The sequence below is a fragment of the Micrococcus cohnii genome, assembly GCF_014205175.1.
Lineage (GTDB): Bacteria > Actinomycetota > Actinomycetes > Actinomycetales > Micrococcaceae > Micrococcus > Micrococcus cohnii.
Genome location: NZ_JACHNA010000001.1, coordinates 1,630,783 through 1,646,557, shown reverse-complemented (window position 1 = coordinate 1,646,557; position 15,775 = coordinate 1,630,783). Strand labels below are relative to the sequence as shown.

The window sequence follows — 15,775 nt, the reverse complement described above, 5'->3', positions numbered from 1 at the left end:
GAGGACGGCATGAAAATCGCCCTGTTCGCCACGTGCATCGTCGATGCGATGTACCCCCGCGTCGCTAAGGCGACCGTCGACATCCTGGAGCGCCTCGGTCACGAGGTCGTGTTCCCGCCGGGGCAGGCGTGCTGTTCCCAGATGCACGTCAACTCCGGCTACCTCGACGACGCACTGCCGGTCGTGCGCAACCACGTGAAGACCTTCACGCAGGCCGACTACGACGTGGCCGTCGCCCCCTCGGGCTCGTGCGTGGCCTCCATCGGCCACCAGCAGCCGATGGTCGCCCGCACCGCCGGTGACGAGGGCCTGGCCCGCGACGCCGAGGAGGTCGCCGGCCGTACTTACGAGCTCGCTCAGCTGCTCACGGATGTGCTCGGGGTGACCGACGCCGCCGCGCAGCTGGATTCATGGTTCCCGCACACGGTCACCTACCACCCCTCGTGCCACGGTATGCGGCTGCTGCGCCTCGGCGATCGGCAGAAGGACCTGGTGCGCTCGGTCTCCGGGCTGCAGTACCGCGAACTGCCCTACGCCGACGAGTGCTGCGGCTTCGGCGGCACGTTCTCGATGAAGAACGCCGAGGTCTCCGGCGCGATGGCCGAGGAGAAGATCGAGCACGTCCTCGCCTCCGGCGCGGACCTGGTCACCGGCGGCGACGCCTCCTGCCTGATGCACATCGGCGGCGCGATGTCCCGCCGCGGCATCGTGACGTCGACCGGCAAGCCTGTGCGCACCCTGCACTTCGCGGAGATCCTCGCGTCGACCCGTGAGAATCCGCTCGAGGTCGACGGCCCCGTCGAGCTCTCGATCCCGGGCGACCGGCCCGGCTGCGGCTCGCTGTGCGGCGATGCCGATGTTCCGACCGCCACCGAGGAGACGATCCGATGACCCGCACCGCCCTGGGTATCCCCACGGTCCGTCCCGTGCACGGCGAGGGCGCCGTGGTGCTGGACCGCCCGTTCCCCGAGGCCGCGCATGAGCAGCTGGGCAACTCCCAGATGCGCGCCAACATCCGCCACGCGACCCACACCATTCGTGGCAAGCGCGCGAACGTGGTCGAGGAGCTGCCGGACTGGCAGCAGCTGCGTCAGGCCGGGTCTGCGCTCAAGGAGCAGACCATGGCTCGGCTGCCCGAGCTCCTGGAGGAGCTGGAGCGCAATGTCGCCGCGCGCGGCGGCGTCGTGCACTGGGCCCGTGACGCCGCGGAGGCGAACCGCATCGTCACGGATCTCGTGAAGGCAAAGGGCGTCGACGAGGTCATCAAGGTCAAGTCGATGGCCACGCAGGAGATCGAGCTCGAGAGCGCGCTCAACGCGGAGGGCATCGCGGCCACCGAGACGGACCTGGCCGAGCTGATCGTGCAGCTCGGGCACGACAAGCCCAGCCACATCCTGGTCCCGGCGATCCACAAGAACCGCGATCAGATCCGGGACATCTTCCTCGAGGAGATGGAGTCGACCGACGAGTCGCTCACCTCGGAGCCGGCGGTCCTGGCCGAGGCCGCCCGCGTGCATCTGCGGGAGAAGTTCCTCTCCACCAAGGTCGCGATCTCGGGCGCCAACTTCGGCGTCGCCGAGACCGGCACTCTGTCGGTTGTCGAGTCCGAGGGCAACGGCCGCATGTGCCTGACGCTGCCGGAGACCCTGATCACGGTCATGGGCATCGAGAAGCTCGTGCCCACCTTCGAGGACCTCGAGGTCTTCCTGCAGCTGCTGCCTCGCTCGTCCACGGGTGAGCGGATGAACCCCTACACCTCGATGTGGACGGGCGTGACCGAGGGTGACGGCCCGCAGGAGTTCCACCTCGTGCTGCTCGACAACGGCCGCTCCGCCGTGCTGTCGGACCCGAAGGGCCGTTCGGCCCTGCACTGCATCCGCTGCTCGGCGTGCATGAACGTCTGCCCGGTGTACGAGCAGACCGGCGGCCACGCGTACGGCTCGGTCTACCCCGGGCCGATCGGCGCGATCCTCTCGCCGCAGCTGACGGGCGTGGAGGAGCAGGGCAACGGTTCGCTGCCGTACGCGTCCTCCCTGTGCGGGGCGTGCTACGACGTCTGCCCGGTCGCGATCAACATCCCGGACATCCTCGTGCACCTGCGCGACCAGGACGTCCGGGCGACGCACGCGAAGAAGAAGGCGGAGCATCGCCTGCCGCGTCCTTCGCAGATGGATCTGATGATGAAGGGCGCCCGTGCCGTCATGTCCTCGGGCACCGCCATGTCGCTGGCCGAGCGCGGCCTGCCGGCCGGGCGGCTGGCCGCCGGGCCGAACGCCAAGCTCAGCTGGCTGCCGGGCGTCGCCGGCGGCTGGACGGACGAGCGTGACATCCCGGCGCCGCCGAAGCAGGCGTTCCGGCACTGGTGGGCCTCCCGTGACAAGGTCACGGCGTCCGGCGACGCCGCGCAGACCGGGTCGGCAGAGCGCACCACGGACGGCACGCATGAGGAGGACGCACGGTGAGCGAGTCGAAGAACGAGATCCTGGGCCGTATCCGCGAGGCCCTGTCCGACCGGCCGACCCCGCCGCAGGTAGAGCGCACCTACCGCCGCACCTCGGAGCTCTCCCGGGAGCAGACCGTCGAGATGCTCGTCGATCGCCTCGTCGACTACAAGGCGAACGTGCACCACGAGAACCTCGACACCGTCGCCGAGCGCGTCGGCGAGCTGCTGGGGGAGGGCACCTATGTGGTGCCGTCGGGTCTGGACTCCGGCTGGCTGCCGGCCGACACCGACGCGCGGCGCCGTGCGGTCGAGCCGGCCGTGGGTGAGGGCGAGCCCTTCGACGTGCGGACGCTCGACTCGTTCGCCGCGGTCGTCACCAGCTCCACGGTCTCCTGCGCCGAGACCGGCACGATCTTCCTGACCGGCCGCCCGGAGGAGGGCCGTCGCGCGATCTCCCTGGTGCCCGACCACCACGTGTGCATCGTGCCGCTGGACTCCGTGGTCGAGCTGTTCCCGGAGGCCCTGGCCCGGGTGGAGCCGACGTCGGTGGTCACCATGATCTCCGGCCCCTCGGCGACCTCGGACATCGAGCTCGAACGCGTCGAGGGCGTGCACGGTCCGCGCACGCTGGACGTGATCCTGCTGGACACCGGCTCCTCTGAGGGCTGATCTGGCCCTGAAGACGCACCCGATCGGCGCGGCGGCCGCCTTCGCGGCCGCCGCGCTCGTGCATCTCGTGGCCCTGTATCTGCCGGGCGACCCCCAGCCGACCGGGCCGCACTACCCGGGGCTGGACAAGGCCGTGCACGTGGTGCTGTTCGCCGTGCCGGTGCTGCTGCTCTCGCGGTGGCTGGCCCTGTGCGGCGCGGCCCGGCCTCGCGCGTGGGCGGCGGGCGTCTTCGGCGTCCACGGGGTCGTCAGCGAGGTACTGCAGCACCTGGTGGTGCCGCATCGTACGGGCAGTCTGGCCGATCTGGCGGCGGACGGCATCGGCATCGGCCTGGGCGTGATGCTCGCCGCGCGCTGGCGGATTGGTGGTGTGGGTGAAGCAGGAGTATGCTGTCACGGTGCCGTTCGGCGAGAGCCGCACGATACGGGGCTATAGCTCAGCTGGTAGAGCGCGTCGTTCGCAATGACGAGGTCAGGGGTTCGACTCCCCTTAGCTCCACGGTCCAGGCCCGTCCCTCACTCCGGTGAAGGGCGGGCCTTTCCCCTGCCCGGGGCCGCCGTCCGTCGCTTCCGCCCCGGCCCCCCTGCGCGTATAGTCGCTCCGTGCCCCGCCCGGGATCGCTCCTCGTCAGACGGGGAGAGCCCGCTCTCGGTAGGGGCAGGACGCCCCTCGCGGGCAGGGAAGGAGGCGGCCGTGCGCATCGCCGTGCTGACACACATGGTCCATCCCGTCCGCTCGCCGTACTCGGGCGGCCTGGAGATGCACACTGCGATGACCGTTACGCGCCTGGTCCGCGCCGGCCACGACGTCACCGTCTACGCCCGCCGGGGCACCGAGTTCGACGTCCCCGTCGAGGTGGTCCCCGTGCTGCCCGCCGAGGGCCACGCCGACGAGGCCTCCCGCGACGCCGGCGCGGCCGACGCGTGCGCCCGCGTGCTCGACTCGGACGCCGAGGCCGTGCTGAACAATTCGCTCTCCCGCCAGCCGCTGCTGCGGCTGCGGGACCTGCCGATGCTCACCGTCCTGCACACCCCGCCCACGATCGAGCCCGTCCTCGCCGTGCTGGACGAGCCCGGCTGGACCGCGCCCAACCACCACCGGTGGGCGTCCGTCTCCGCAGCGAACGCGCTCGCCTGGCGCCATCGGCTTCCGCAGACGGACGTTGTGCCCAACGGCATCGAGCTGCACCGCTGGCGCAGCGACGCCCTTCCCGTGCCCGGCCGCGCCGTGTGGACGGGACGCATCACGCAGGAGAAGGGCCTGCACCTGGCCCTCGACGCCGCCCGCATGGCCGGCATGGAGCTACATTTCGCGGGCCCGCTCTCGGACCCCGCGTACTTCGAGCGGGAGATCCGTCCCCGACTGGGTGCAGGGACCCGCTATCACGGGCACCTGGACCACCGGCGCCTGCCGGACCTGCTCGCGACCGGCGAGGTGTACCTGGCGACCCCGCTGTGGGCGGAACCGTTCGGCCTGGCCACCGTCGAGGCCATGGCCATGGGAGTGCCCGTCGCCGCCCTGCTCACGGGAGCCATGGGCGAGATCGTGCCGCAGCAGGCCGGTGAGCTCGCCGTGCACCACACCGCAGAGGCGCTCGCGGACGCCGCCGGCCGGGCCCGAGGGCGGGACCGCGCCGCGGTGCTGGCCTGGGCCTGCGGCTTCGACGCGGACACGATGGTCGCCGGATACGAGGAGCTGCTCGTCGAGGCCCGCCAGGCGCTCGCGGTGCCGGTGCGGTGAGCGCGGTGCGTCGGGTCCTGTACTACGCGCACCAGCACGGGTCGGGGCACGTCCGGCACGCCGGGCGTCTCGTCGCCGCGGGGGTGGCCGACGTCGTGGTGGCCACCGCCCACCCTGATGCGCCGGACCTGCTTCCCCCGGGGGCGCCCGTCGCCGCGCTGCCCTCTGACGTCGTGCCCGGCCACGTCCAGCCGGCGCGTTCGCCGCTGCACCACACGCCCGTCGGCCCGACGATCCAGGACCGCTTCCGGGCGCTGCACGAGGTGGCCCTGGGCGTGCGCCCGGACGTGTGCGTCGTCGACGTGTCGGTGGAGGCAGCCCTGTTCCTGCGGCTGGCCGGCTTCCCCGTGGTGCACCGGCGCATGCACGGCGACCGCACGGACCCGGCGCACCGGCTCGTGTACGCCGAGTCCGACGCGCTGGTCGCCCACTACGGGGCAGACCTGGAGGACCCGGCCTGGCTGGCGGAGCACGGCGGGCGCGCCGTCCACCTGGGCGTGCCCGACGACGCGGGGCGGCTCGGCCGTCGCGCCGCGCCGACGACCAACGCGGCGACGGGCTCGGGCACGGAGACGAGGGGAAGCCGGACGGTCGCGGTCGTCGCCGGCACCGGGGGCGGCGGCGTGGCCATCGCGGACCTGGACCGGGCGGCGGCCGCGGTGCCCGACGCCCGATGGGACGTGTACGGGCCCGTGCGCGGAGGACGGCCGAGCTCCCCGAACCTGACGCTGCACGGCTGGGCCCCGGACGCGGGGGAGCGGGCGGCGAGAGCGGACGTCGTGGTGGTCTCGGCGGGGCACAACGCGGCCGTGGACGCCGCCCGCTCGGGCCGCCCGGTGGTGCTCGCCCCCGAGGAACGCCCCTTCGACGAGCAGCGGTGCTTCGCACGGGCCGTCGAGCGCGCAACCGGGGTGCCCGCCTGCGCATGGGATGAGCCGGCCGAGCGCTGGGCCGCCGCCGTGGACTGTGCCCTGACGGAGCCGGCCGCAGCAGACCGGCTGGCCGCGGCCCTGTTGGTGCCGCCGGAGCGTCACGCGGCCGGCTGGGCGCGCGCACTCGAGCTCGCGGCCGCTGCCCGGCGCTGAGCAGGCCCCGTCGCGGCCCCCTCCGTCAGAACGCGGCGTCCTCGTCCCGGGCGGCCTCGAGCTCGGCGTCCGTCGGAGCGCGCAGGGCCTCGAGTCGGTCGCCCTCGGGATCCCAAGCGACCAGGCCGCGGTCGGCGAAGGCCCGCAACCAGCCGTCCATCGGCCAGGTCCCGTGCACATCGCGGAAGCGGTGCGCGTTCGCGAGGATCGCGTCGAGGTGCTGCAGCGGCGGCCGCATCACCCCGTGGTGCTGGTGGAAGGCCTCCGCCGGGGAGACCACGAGCGTGAGCCCGGCGTCGCGGGCCCGGAACGCGAGGTCGGTGTCCTCGGCGCCGTAGCCGCGGAAGCCCTCGTCGAACCCGCCGAGCGCCGCGAGGTCGTCCGCCCCGATCGCCATGACGAGCGTCCACACGAGGGCCCACTGCGTCGATGGCCCGGGCCGCAGCACCGCCCGGGCCGGGTGGGGCCGGGACAGCCGGCGCAGCACGCCGTCCTCGAGCTCGGCGCCGTCGAGGCCCTCGAGCCAGCGGGGGCCGAGGTAGCGGGGCGAGCCCGTCACGAGGGCGCCGGGCCGGGCCCGCACCTCTGCGGCGAGCGTGCCGACGGCGTCGGCGGCGGGGATGCAGTCCACGTCGAGGAACACCAGGACGTCCCCGATGGCCAGTCGTGCGGCCTCGTTGCGGGCCGCGGCCAGCGGGAGGCCGCCCTCGCCGCCGACGTGCCCGACCGTCACGGGCAGGTCCGTCGCCGCGACGGTCCCGTCGGGCTGGTCCATGAACACGATGACGACCTGGTCCGGGCGCCGGTGCGACCGCTCGAGCCCCGCGACCAGACGGGCCAGGTGCGCGTCGCGGTGACCGGTGATTACCAGGACGGAGACGGCACCCGCCTCGCCACGGCGTCGGTCGAGCGCGGCCCGGTACACGCCCACGTGCGCGCCGGCCACACGGCGGCGCTGGGCGGCCCGGGCGGAGGCCGTCGCTGCGGTCCGCTCCGCGCGCGGGCGCAGCAGGGAGGCGAGCGCGTCGGCCAGGGACTCGGCGTCCTCGGCGTCGAACGCGGCGAGCCCGTCCTGCTCCCGCCATGCGTGCGGCTGGTCGGCCACGTGCCCGATGTCCGCGACGGCGACTGGCACGCCCAGGTCCCGGCACATCTCGACCCAGCCGGAGTGGGTGCCCGTGCGGTAGGGCAGAACTGAGACGTCCGCGCCGGCGAGCACCGCGTGCAGCCGCTCGTCGGACCAGCGGGGATGGCTCCATACCTCGAAGCCGTGCTCGCGGCACCCCACCGCCAGGGCGTCGAGCGCGGCCTCGTCCTGCACCGAGTCTTGGACGTCGACCGTCACCGCCACGTCGAGCCCGCGGGCGGCGAGCATGTCGACCGCCTCGGCGAGGCGGGGCAGCAGTCCGACCGGGTCCACCTGCGCGCGCAGGTCCTTGGCGTGCAGCAGCAGCCGCGCGGGCCGGTCGGCGCCGGGGCGGGCGGAGTCCGCGGCGGACGGCTGGCCGGGCGTGCCGTCCGCGGCGTCGTCCTCGCCGGCGAGCTCGTCGAGCGGCAGGACATGCGGGTGGGGCACCACGAGCGGGCGCACCCCGTGCTCACGGGCCGCCTCGGCGGCGGCGCCCGGGGTGAGGGTCAGGACGGCGTCCGCGGCGGCGAGCAGCACGGACAGACGCTCGCGGTGCGGCCCCTGGTCGCTCAGGTGCGGGTTCTCCAGGTCGTGGACCGTCACGACGAGCGCGCCGCCGTGATCGTGCTGTGCCCGGGCGGCCTCGGCAAGCTCGTCCGCGGTGAAGTGCTCGAAGCCGAAGTGCACGTGGAGCACATCGGGGCGGTGCTCACGGATCCAGGTCGGCGTGAGCGCCTGCGGCGGCCACCAGCGGTGTGCGGGGGCGCCGGGCACGGGCGGGTCCGGCCAGAACTCGACGTCCGGGGCGGCCTCGGCGTCCAGGGGGCGCACGGCGCGCGGGTAGGGATGGTCGGCCGGGACATGCTGGACGGTGAGGGGCACGGGCGGGGCTCCGGGATCAGGACGGGACGGTGGAGGTGGCAGGACGGCGGGCTGGGACGACGTCGGGGCGCAGGCGACGGGCGGGTGCCGGCCCGGTGCGGGGCGCGGGGGCCGCGTCCTACACTGCGAACGGCGCCCAGACAGCACGGACGGGAACTCGCGACGTCCTTCTGACCTGCGCGGATCCCGTCGCGGCCGGCGACGCCGCGGGGCCTCGACCCCATCGAACCCGCCCGGCGGGCGCTCTGTCCATTGAAGGGAGACGGCCATGACCGACGAGACCGGCCGGGACGACCGCCCGGCCTCCGTGACCTGCGTGAGCGTCGGCCCGGAGGGGCACGGCGTCGTCCGCCACGGCCGCGCCGTGGCCCGGGCGCTGCGCGGCCTCGGGCTGGACGTCCAGGAACGGCACGCTCCCGACGCCGCCGCATTCGGCCTTCTGGGGCCTGAGCTGGCCGCCGTCGTCCGCGCGGGCGGGACCGTGCACGTGGACGTCACCGACGCGCTGTTCGGCGCGTCCCCGGACGCGGCCGCAGACCTGCTGACCGCCACGCTCCCGCCCGGGGCCGCCGTGACCCTGCACGATGTGCCGCAGCCCGCCGAGGGCGCCGACCGCTTCCGCCGCCGGGCCGCCGCCTATACGCGCATCGCCCGGCACGCGGCCGACGTCGTCGTCTCCTCGGAGCACGAACGCCGCCTGCTCACGGACATCGTCGACGTGCCCGCGCGGGTCGTCCCGCTGCCCGTCGATGACCGCCGCGATCAGGCCGCCGCCGACGACCGGACCGACGCGGCCGGCCTCCTCCCGGAGGAGCTGTCCGGGCTCGGACAGGACGTCGTGGTGTTCGGCTTCCTCTACCCGGGCAAGGGACACCGGGAGGCCATCGACGCGCTCGCCGTGCTCGCGGCCCGGGACGCCGGGGCCGGGCTTCCCGGGCCCGGCGAGGGCAGGATGCCCGCAGCGCCCCGCCGGGTCACGGCGCTGGGGCCGGTCGCGGATGGTCACGACGACCTCGTCGAAGCGCTGCGGGCGCACGCGGCCGCGAACGGGCTGCGGTTCCGGGTGACCGGACGGGTGCCCGACGACCTGCTCGACGCGGCCCTGCGCGCGGCGGGGGTGCCGGTGGCCGCGCACCGGAACGTCTCGGCCTCGGGGTCCCTGAACTCGTGGATCGGAGCGGGCCGCCGCGTCGTCGTCCCCGAGGGCCGCTACACGGCCGAGATGGAGCGGCTGCGCCCCGGCACCCTGCGCCTCGTCGCCGGCGACGGGCCCGAGGCGCTCGCGGAGGCGATCGCGGAGGCGGCTGCGGACCCGGGCCGCACCCGACTCGGCCCGGAGGTGCGGCTCGCCCCGGGCCCGCGGGAGTGCGCCCGTCTGCTGGCCGGCCCGTGGGATGCAGCGGCCCGGCGGGAGCGCCCGTGACGACGCCCCCGCCCGTCTCCGTCGTCGTGCCGTACTACCGTGCCCAGGCGGACCTGGACCGGCTCGTGGCCGCCCTCGTCGCGCAGGAGCATCCGGCCTCGCGGCTGCAGCTCGTCGTCGCCGACGACGGCTCCCCGGAGCCGCCCTGCCTGCCCTCGGGTCTGCCGTTCGATGCGGTGACGGTCCGCCAGCCCGACCGCGGCTTTCGGCCCGCCGCAGCCCGCGCCCTGGGCGTGCGGGCGGCCGACGGCGAGGTGCTGGCCTTCCTCGACGGGGACATGCTTCCCGAGCCGAACTACCTGCGGCAGGCCCTGGCCGCGCGGGCGGGGGACGCCCCGGGCGGGGTGGCCGACGCCGTCGTGGTGGGCCGACGCCGGCACGTGCGGGCCCAGGCCGTGGAAGCCGGGTGGCGCCCCGGGGCGCCGCTGGCCGCAGCGGACGTGCTCGAGGAGCCGGCCTGGCTGCGACGGGCCTACGCGGAGTCCCGCGACCTGGCGGCCGCGGATTCGACGTCGTACCGGTTTGTCATCTCGGCGGTGCTCACCGTCGCTCGGGACGTCTACGAGGACGCCGGCGGCTTCGACCCGGCGTTCGTCGGCTACGGCGGCGAAGACTGGGAGCTGGCGCATCGGCTTTGGCGCGTCGGCGGGGCGTTCCGCCATGCGCCGCGGGCGGTCGCGTGGCAGGCCGGGGAGGACTTCGCCGGCCGCACGGAACCGGCGGAGGCGGCCGAGCTGAAGGCGCGGGAGTCGCTGGTGCTGGCCTCGCGGATCTCGGCGCCGACGGCCCGGGGCACCGGGCTCTGCCTCGGGGTCTCGCCGCGTCTGGAGGCGAGGGTACGGGCGTCGTCCGGCTCCGCGGCCGCTGCTGCGGCGACCGTCGTGGGCGTCGACGCGGTGCTGCGGGCCGTGCCGGGCGCGCGGGTCACGGTGGACGGGAGCCTGGACCCCGCGGCGCGGCAGGCGCTCGCGGACCCCCGTGTGCGGGTCGAGGAGGAGAGCGCGCCGACGCCGGTCGAGATCTCGTCGACGGCGCCGGAGCCGCCGGCGCGGGGCGGGCTCGCGGCGGTGCGGGCGAGCGCGGACTGGACCGCACGGGTGGACGTGCCGCTGCGCCCGGTTGGGCCGGGGGAACGCCCGGACCCGGAGGCCGTCGCCGCGTGGCTGCTGCGGCTGGAGCGGGCCGGTGTCGAACGGGTCGTCGTGCTCGGCGAGTTGCGTGACGACAACCGTGATGCCGCCGGCGGCGTCCGTCACGGGGGACGCGCTGTCCTGGCAGAGCTGACCTGCGCGCGGGCGCGCTGGCGGCCCCGCCGCGGCGGACGGGCGCGCACCTGGCGGGTGCCGGCCACGCGGCTGGGCTGGCGGCCCGTCGGCGCGCGGCCGGACCTCGAGGCGTGGTGGGGCGGCTGGGGCTGACCCCCGTGCCCGTGCCGTGGTGGGATGGCCGCATGAGCACGCGCCTCTCGCCGGTGGACTCCTCCTCCGCCCCCGTGGACGAGGGTCGTCGGCGCCACTACCGCCACTTCTATGGCCTGGAGCCCCTGCCCGAGGGCGGACTGCTCACGGTGCTCGGCGGATGCCAGGCGGAGGCGACGCGGCTGCTGCTGTGTGGCGAGCCCGGCCAGGCCGAGGGCGGCGCACCCGCCTCGGTACGGGTGCCTCCGATGTTCGAGCTGGAGGAGCCGGACCTGCCGCACCTGCGCGCGGTGCTGGCCGACACCCGCGTGCTCGTCGTGAAGCCGGTGCGCGAGGACTACCGGGGGCTGCCGCTGGGGGTGGCGCAGCTGGAGGCCATGCTCCCCGCGGGCGCGCGCAGCGTCCGCGTGCCGGTGCTCTATGACACCTCGCGCTTCCCGTGGCAGGTCACGCTGCGGCACCCGACGCGGCCCTGGGAGGACCCGCCGCTCGTGCCGTACCACGACGTGCGGACCCTCGCCGAGGCGGCGTGGCGGGCCGGCCGGATCGGTCGACCGACCAGGCTGCGCCTGGAACACCGGGCCGGGGGAGGGGACGGGGGAGCGCCTCGTCTGGCGCTGACGCCCGACGTCCTCCGGGCGCAGGAGCAGGCGTCGCTCGGGCGGCTGCGGGAGCGGGAGCGGCTGCACGGGTCCGTCCCGGTGGCCGACGCGGTCGCCGCGGAGCGCCGCGTGGGGTTCCATACGGTGAACCATCCTGATAATCCGCTGCTCGAGGCGCTCGCGCGCGCCGTCCTGACGGAGCTCGACGTGGACAAACAGGTGCGGGCGCCGGAACGGACGCTGCTGGGGCACGTGCACGCCCCGCTCGAGGCGCAGGTGGTGGAGGCACTCGGGCTCGAGGCGTCGCCGCGGGACCACTGGCTGGTCGGCGGCGAGGAGGTGCCGGACGACGAGGTGCGCCGGGCGCATCTGGGGTGGTTCGCGGAGAACCCCGAGGTGATCGACCCGGGCCTGGAGCGGCATGGGCCGCTCCTGCGGGAGCTCGGTCTGCTGGAGTGACGGCGGCTCGGCGTCGACGGCACAGCCGCTGTATCACCACTCTGCACGGCATGTGCAGCAGTGGCGCGGTGGCGATAAGGTGTGTCTGCGCCCACGTTGGAGCCGGCTCGCGTTCACCCCGTTCCGCTCCGCCGCCTCGCGCCCGAACCATCTCTCGCGAAACGGAGTCCCCTCATGAAGAAGCCCCTCGTCTGGCTGGCCGCGCCGGTCCTCGCCGTCGCCCTGTCCGGCTGCTCGCAGATCCAGGACACGCTGTCCAGCGGTGACTCGGCGTCCGAGTCGTCCGAGAAGAGCGAGAGCACCGAGAACAGCAACGAGTCGACCGAGGCGGAGTCGGCGGCGGACGACGCGGAATCGGAGGACAGCGAGTCCGAGGAGTCCGAGTCGGAGGAGCCGCGCGGCTTGGGTGATGAGGTCCCCGGCGAGTTCGATGGCGAGCTGGCCTACGGCGATGCTGCCGTGTGGGAGGACGGCATGGAGGTCACCATCTCGGAGCCCGAGGGCTACGAGCCGTCCGAGTACGTTGACCTCTCCGGCGACGGTGAGCCGGTGGCCATGGAGGTCACCATCAAGAACGGCACGGACGAGCCGTTCCAGGCCCACAGCCTGCGCACCGCCGCGTCGTCCGGCGGGCAGGAGGCCGAGACCATTTACGACATCGAGAACGACATCGACCTCCCGTCCACGGACGTGCGCCCCGGCAAGGAGATCACCTACAAGATTGCCTATGAGGTGAAGGACAAGGGCGACGTCGATCTGGACCTGAACCCGGGCTTCGAGTACGACACCGCCTACTACAGCTCGAAGTGACCGCCGCGGCGGGGTCCGTCAGCTGACCGGCCCCGCGGACGGCATCGAACCCCCGCGTTTGCGTCGCTCTCACTTGGTGAAGCGACGCAAAACGCGGGGGTTCGTTGTGTCGCGACGGGGCGTGCCCGGGGCCGGGTCCTCGTCTCGGCCGCCGGACCGGTCAACAGCGAGTCCGCAGGCTCACCCGCCAGCGCGGTCTCAGCCGCTGATCCGGCGCAGTCGGTGCTCGCCGTCGACCACGTCGAACTGGGCCCGCGTGCGCACGGGTGCTCCGACCTCGGAGACGTAGTCCACGGTCCGGAACCGGGCGCTGAGCAGATCGGGGGTGAGGTCCACACGCAGGTAGCCGCGCAGGTCGTTGTTGAACTTGATGTGCGGGTTCCAATCGAGGGCGTCGGTCGCGGAGTCCGAGCCGTCGCCGCCGGAGGTGATCGAGGTGGTGATCAGCTCGACGCCCACGGACTCGGAGGAGAGGTCGTCGAAGTCGGCCTTCACGTCGGAGGCGAACGCCTCGTGGATGTCGCCGGTGAGGACGACGGGGTTGCGCACCCCGGCCTGACGCCAGGCATCGATGACGCGGCCGCGGGAGGCGACGTAGCCGTCCCAGGTGTCCATGTCTCCCCACAGCAGCGGGCCGGAGGTCCGGTCGTACTGGACGAACGGCACCTGCTGGGTGACGAAGTCCCAGCGGGCCGTTGAGGCCTCGAACCCCTCGCGCAGCCACTGCTCCTGGGCGGCGCCGGTGATCGTGCGGTTCGGGTCGCGGGCGTCATCGTCGACGACCTTGACGAGGTCGAGATTCGCCTGGTCGGAGCGGTACTGGCGGGTGTCGAGCAGGTGGAAGTTCGCGAGTGAGCCCCAGTGCAGGCGCCGGTAGAGCTGCATGTCCGTGCCCCGGGGGACCGAGGAGGCGCGCAGCGGCATGTTCTCGTAGTAGGCGCGGAATGCGGCGGCGCGGCGGGTGGCGAAGTTCGGGTCCCAGAGCTCGGGGGTGTCGTCGGCCCAGTTGTTCTCAAGCTCGTGGTCGTCCCAGATGACCATCCAGGGGGCGGCCGCGTGGGCCTGCTGGAGCAGCGGGTCGGACTTGTACTGGGCCATGCGGGCGCGGTACTGGGCGAGGGTGCGGGACTCGCCGTTCTTGTGGGCGCGGACGACGCCGGAGCCGACCGGATACCCGTACGGCATGATCTCGTAGTAGTAGTCGCCCAGGTGCAGCATCAGGTCCGGCTTCTCGTCGGCCATGTGCCCGTAGGCGGTGAAGTGGCCGTGTTCCCAGTTCGCGCAGGAGGCGACGGTGAACGACATGTGCCCGGTGTCCGCGCCAGCGGCCGGGGCGGTGACGGCGCGGCCGGTCTGCGAGACGTGGCCCTCGACGCGGAAGCGGTACCAGTACTGGGTGCCGGGGCGCAGGCCGGTGAGCGTGACGTGCACGGCGTAGCCCCGGGAGCGGTCCGTGGTGGCGCTGCCGGAGCGGACGATGCCGCTGAAGTCCGGGTTCACGGCCACCTGGTAGGCGACGGTGAACGCCTTGTCCGGCATGCCGCCGAGGCCGTCCTCGTTGAGCGGGCTCGTGGCCAGGCGGGTCCAGATGACGAAGCCGTCGGGCCAGGGGTCGCCCGAGGCAACGCCCAGCGAGAACGGGTTCGTCCCGGTGGCCGCGTAGGCGGTGCCGGCGGAGGTCGAGACGAACGCGGCCGAGGCGAGGCCGACCGTGCCGGCGGTCAGCAGGGTGCGGCGGGTGACGGGGTGGGCGGAGGCCGGAGCGGAGTACGTCGTCATGGGCAGCGAGGGTGACAGAGCGAGGTGAGGGAGCGGTAACCGCCCGATGACTGCCCGGTAACCGGGCGGGGATGGGGGTGGTCAGTCTCGCAGTTCCCCGCGGCGATGCCGCAGCTCACGTTCGGCACCGTTGAGCGGGGAGCCCTCGAACGGCAGGCGGCGGAGATCGACCGCGTCGGCGGCGGACAGGGCCTTGCGCATGGCTGCGTGTGCCGCCCGCTGGGGCAGTCCCACGGCGTCGGCGAGGTTCTCCCAGTGCCGGCGACGCAGGCCACGGTGGCGGCCGTCGACGGTCAGCGCCATCGTCATGTCGCGGTAGAGCGCGGTGCAGGGCACGTCGTACATCGGCGCGATCTGCCACCGACCGTCCGTTCCCTGCAGCACGGAGACGTTCTTTGCGTGGAGATCGCCGTCGCCCGTGAGCCAGGCGTAGAGGAACTGGAGGTAGAGGTTGCGGGCGACCACGGGTGCGGTGGGCGTCAGGGCAGTGAGCGCGGTGATCACCTCCTCCGTGGTCACGTTGTACTTCTGCGCGGGGTAGATGCCGAGGGCCTGGGCCCCGTCCTCCAGTGCTAGACGCGCCGGGGCGCTGTCCCCGTCGGTGAGGCGGTCGAATCGGCGGAGGCTTTGGCCTGCACGCCGGGGAGGGCACGTCGGTCGGGGATGCCGGCGATGGCTGCGAAGTCAAGGGTGTCCGGGCAGGCCGCCGGAGGGTGCGACGACGGGGCCGTCGTCGAGATGCAGTGTGGAGGCGACTGGAGCCGCGCGGTAGTCCTCGGCGTAGCGGAACGCCACCGTGCCCTGGCGGTCGCGGGTCAGGGTGCCCGCGAGGACGCCGGCTTTGTAGACGTCTGCGCGGGTGACGCGCCGCAGGTGGTCCAGGGCGGTCGTCGTCACCCGCGGACCTCGAGGTCGAGCCCGAGGACGCCGAGCACGGCGAGCAGCGAGGAGAGTGTGCCCCGGCCCGTGGCGCGCTCGATCTGCCGGACGGTCGCGTCGGAGACGCCGGCCAGGTCTGCCAGCTCCTGCTGGGTCAGGCTCATGGCGCGGCGGGTGGTGCGCACGTGATCGCTGATGCGCGTGAGCGCGGCCGCGGGGGAGGGCATAGGGGGCATGAATCCATCGTGGCACGGACATGGTGAATTCCGAAGAGTTCTTCGGAATGAGGTGAGGGCGGCGGTGCCTGCCGATGCCAGCGCGAGCATTCCGAAGGAAAGTTCGGAATCCGGGTGAGCGGGGCGGGTGAGAGGTCACCCGAAGCCGAATCCGAGGATCTCTTCGGACAGGGCGGTGCGCGCGGCGACAGGAAGACGCGCGCGGCGGATGATCGGCTCC

14 protein-coding genes, 1 tRNA gene and 1 pseudogene are annotated in these 15,775 nt (G+C 73.9%); 11 read left to right on the top strand and 5 right to left on the bottom strand.

Going from position 1 to position 15,775, the window contains the following annotated elements:
* Positions 1 to 9 precede the first annotated feature (9 nt).
* The 7 genes from HDA30_RS07490 to HDA30_RS07460 all read left to right on the top strand — a co-directional run bounded on the left by HDA30_RS07490 (position 10) and on the right by HDA30_RS07460 (position 5,938).
* A complete protein-coding gene (locus HDA30_RS07490) occupies positions 10 to 891 on the top strand; it encodes a (Fe-S)-binding protein (protein WP_158496386.1) in 882 nt (293 codons plus the stop codon).
* Positions 888 to 2,462, top strand: coding sequence for a LutB/LldF family L-lactate oxidation iron-sulfur protein (locus tag HDA30_RS07485; RefSeq protein ID WP_184241534.1), 1,575 nt, complete (start codon positions 888 to 890; stop codon positions 2,460 to 2,462). Before HDA30_RS07490 ends, HDA30_RS07485 begins: the two co-directional genes overlap by 4 nt.
* Positions 2,459 to 3,112, top strand: coding sequence for an LUD domain-containing protein (locus HDA30_RS07480; protein WP_184241532.1), 654 nt, complete (start codon positions 2,459 to 2,461; stop codon positions 3,110 to 3,112). Before HDA30_RS07485 ends, HDA30_RS07480 begins: the two co-directional genes overlap by 4 nt.
* Positions 3,113 to 3,179: 67 nt before the next feature.
* Positions 3,180 to 3,548, top strand: coding sequence for a VanZ family protein (locus tag HDA30_RS07475; RefSeq protein WP_184241530.1), 369 nt, complete (start codon positions 3,180 to 3,182; stop codon positions 3,546 to 3,548).
* Positions 3,539 to 3,611, top strand: a tRNA-Ala gene (locus tag HDA30_RS07470). Before HDA30_RS07475 ends, HDA30_RS07470 begins: the two co-directional genes overlap by 10 nt.
* Before the next feature lie 195 nt (positions 3,612 to 3,806).
* The gene (locus HDA30_RS07465) at positions 3,807 to 4,853 is read left to right on the top strand and encodes a glycosyltransferase (RefSeq protein ID WP_158496390.1); all 1,047 of its coding nucleotides are present in this window, start codon (positions 3,807 to 3,809) and stop codon (positions 4,851 to 4,853) included.
* Positions 4,850 to 5,938, top strand: coding sequence for a glycosyl transferase (locus tag HDA30_RS07460; protein WP_184241528.1), 1,089 nt, complete (start codon positions 4,850 to 4,852; stop codon positions 5,936 to 5,938). The genes HDA30_RS07465 and HDA30_RS07460 overlap by 4 nt, the downstream gene beginning before the upstream one ends.
* A 25-nt stretch (positions 5,939 to 5,963) precedes the next feature.
* On the opposite strand, the gene HDA30_RS07455 is transcribed toward HDA30_RS07460, so the two are convergent.
* Positions 5,964 to 7,949: a glycosyltransferase gene (locus HDA30_RS07455; protein WP_184241527.1), complete on the bottom strand. Its 1,986-nt coding sequence runs from the start codon at positions 7,947 to 7,949 to the stop codon at positions 5,964 to 5,966.
* A 268-nt stretch (positions 7,950 to 8,217) separates the two neighbouring features.
* Between HDA30_RS07455 and HDA30_RS07450 the strand changes: the two genes are divergently transcribed.
* The 4 genes from HDA30_RS07450 to HDA30_RS07435 all read left to right on the top strand — a co-directional run bounded on the left by HDA30_RS07450 (position 8,218) and on the right by HDA30_RS07435 (position 12,661).
* Positions 8,218 to 9,372, top strand: a complete 1,155-nt coding sequence (locus HDA30_RS07450) for a glycosyltransferase (RefSeq protein ID WP_184241526.1) — start codon at positions 8,218 to 8,220, stop codon at positions 9,370 to 9,372.
* Positions 9,369 to 10,790 carry a glycosyltransferase gene (locus HDA30_RS07445; protein ID WP_158496394.1) on the top strand — a complete coding sequence of 474 codons (1,422 nt, stop codon included), beginning with the start codon at positions 9,369 to 9,371 and terminating at the stop codon, positions 10,788 to 10,790. The genes HDA30_RS07450 and HDA30_RS07445 overlap by 4 nt, the downstream gene beginning before the upstream one ends.
* Positions 10,791 to 10,822: 32 nt before the next feature.
* Positions 10,823 to 11,851: a WcbI family polysaccharide biosynthesis putative acetyltransferase gene (locus HDA30_RS07440; RefSeq protein WP_184241525.1), complete on the top strand. Its 1,029-nt coding sequence runs from the start codon at positions 10,823 to 10,825 to the stop codon at positions 11,849 to 11,851.
* A 174-nt stretch (positions 11,852 to 12,025) separates the two neighbouring features.
* On the top strand, positions 12,026 to 12,661 hold the full coding sequence (locus HDA30_RS07435) for a DUF4352 domain-containing protein (RefSeq protein ID WP_184241524.1): 636 nt from the start codon (positions 12,026 to 12,028) through the stop codon (positions 12,659 to 12,661).
* 198 nt (positions 12,662 to 12,859) lie between these two features.
* On the opposite strand, the gene HDA30_RS07430 is transcribed toward HDA30_RS07435, so the two are convergent.
* From HDA30_RS07430 to HDA30_RS07420, 4 genes and pseudogenes are all read right to left on the bottom strand, one after another.
* Complete coding sequence (locus HDA30_RS07430) at positions 12,860 to 14,440, bottom strand: alkaline phosphatase D family protein (RefSeq protein WP_184241523.1); 1,581 nt, start codon at positions 14,438 to 14,440, stop codon at positions 12,860 to 12,862.
* Positions 14,441 to 14,521: 81 nt separating this feature from the next.
* Positions 14,522 to 15,052 (bottom strand): annotated as a pseudogene (locus HDA30_RS10545) (HipA domain-containing protein); the annotation flags it as partial.
* A 72-nt stretch (positions 15,053 to 15,124) separates the two neighbouring features.
* Positions 15,125 to 15,337 (bottom strand): HipA N-terminal domain-containing protein, encoded by a 213-nt coding sequence (locus HDA30_RS10540; RefSeq protein WP_246418720.1) that lies wholly within the window; start codon positions 15,335 to 15,337, stop codon positions 15,125 to 15,127.
* On the bottom strand, positions 15,334 to 15,555 hold the full coding sequence (locus HDA30_RS07420) for a helix-turn-helix domain-containing protein (RefSeq protein WP_246418719.1): 222 nt from the start codon (positions 15,553 to 15,555) through the stop codon (positions 15,334 to 15,336). The genes HDA30_RS10540 and HDA30_RS07420 overlap by 4 nt, the downstream gene beginning before the upstream one ends.
* Between the last annotated feature and the right edge of the window lie 220 nt (positions 15,556 to 15,775).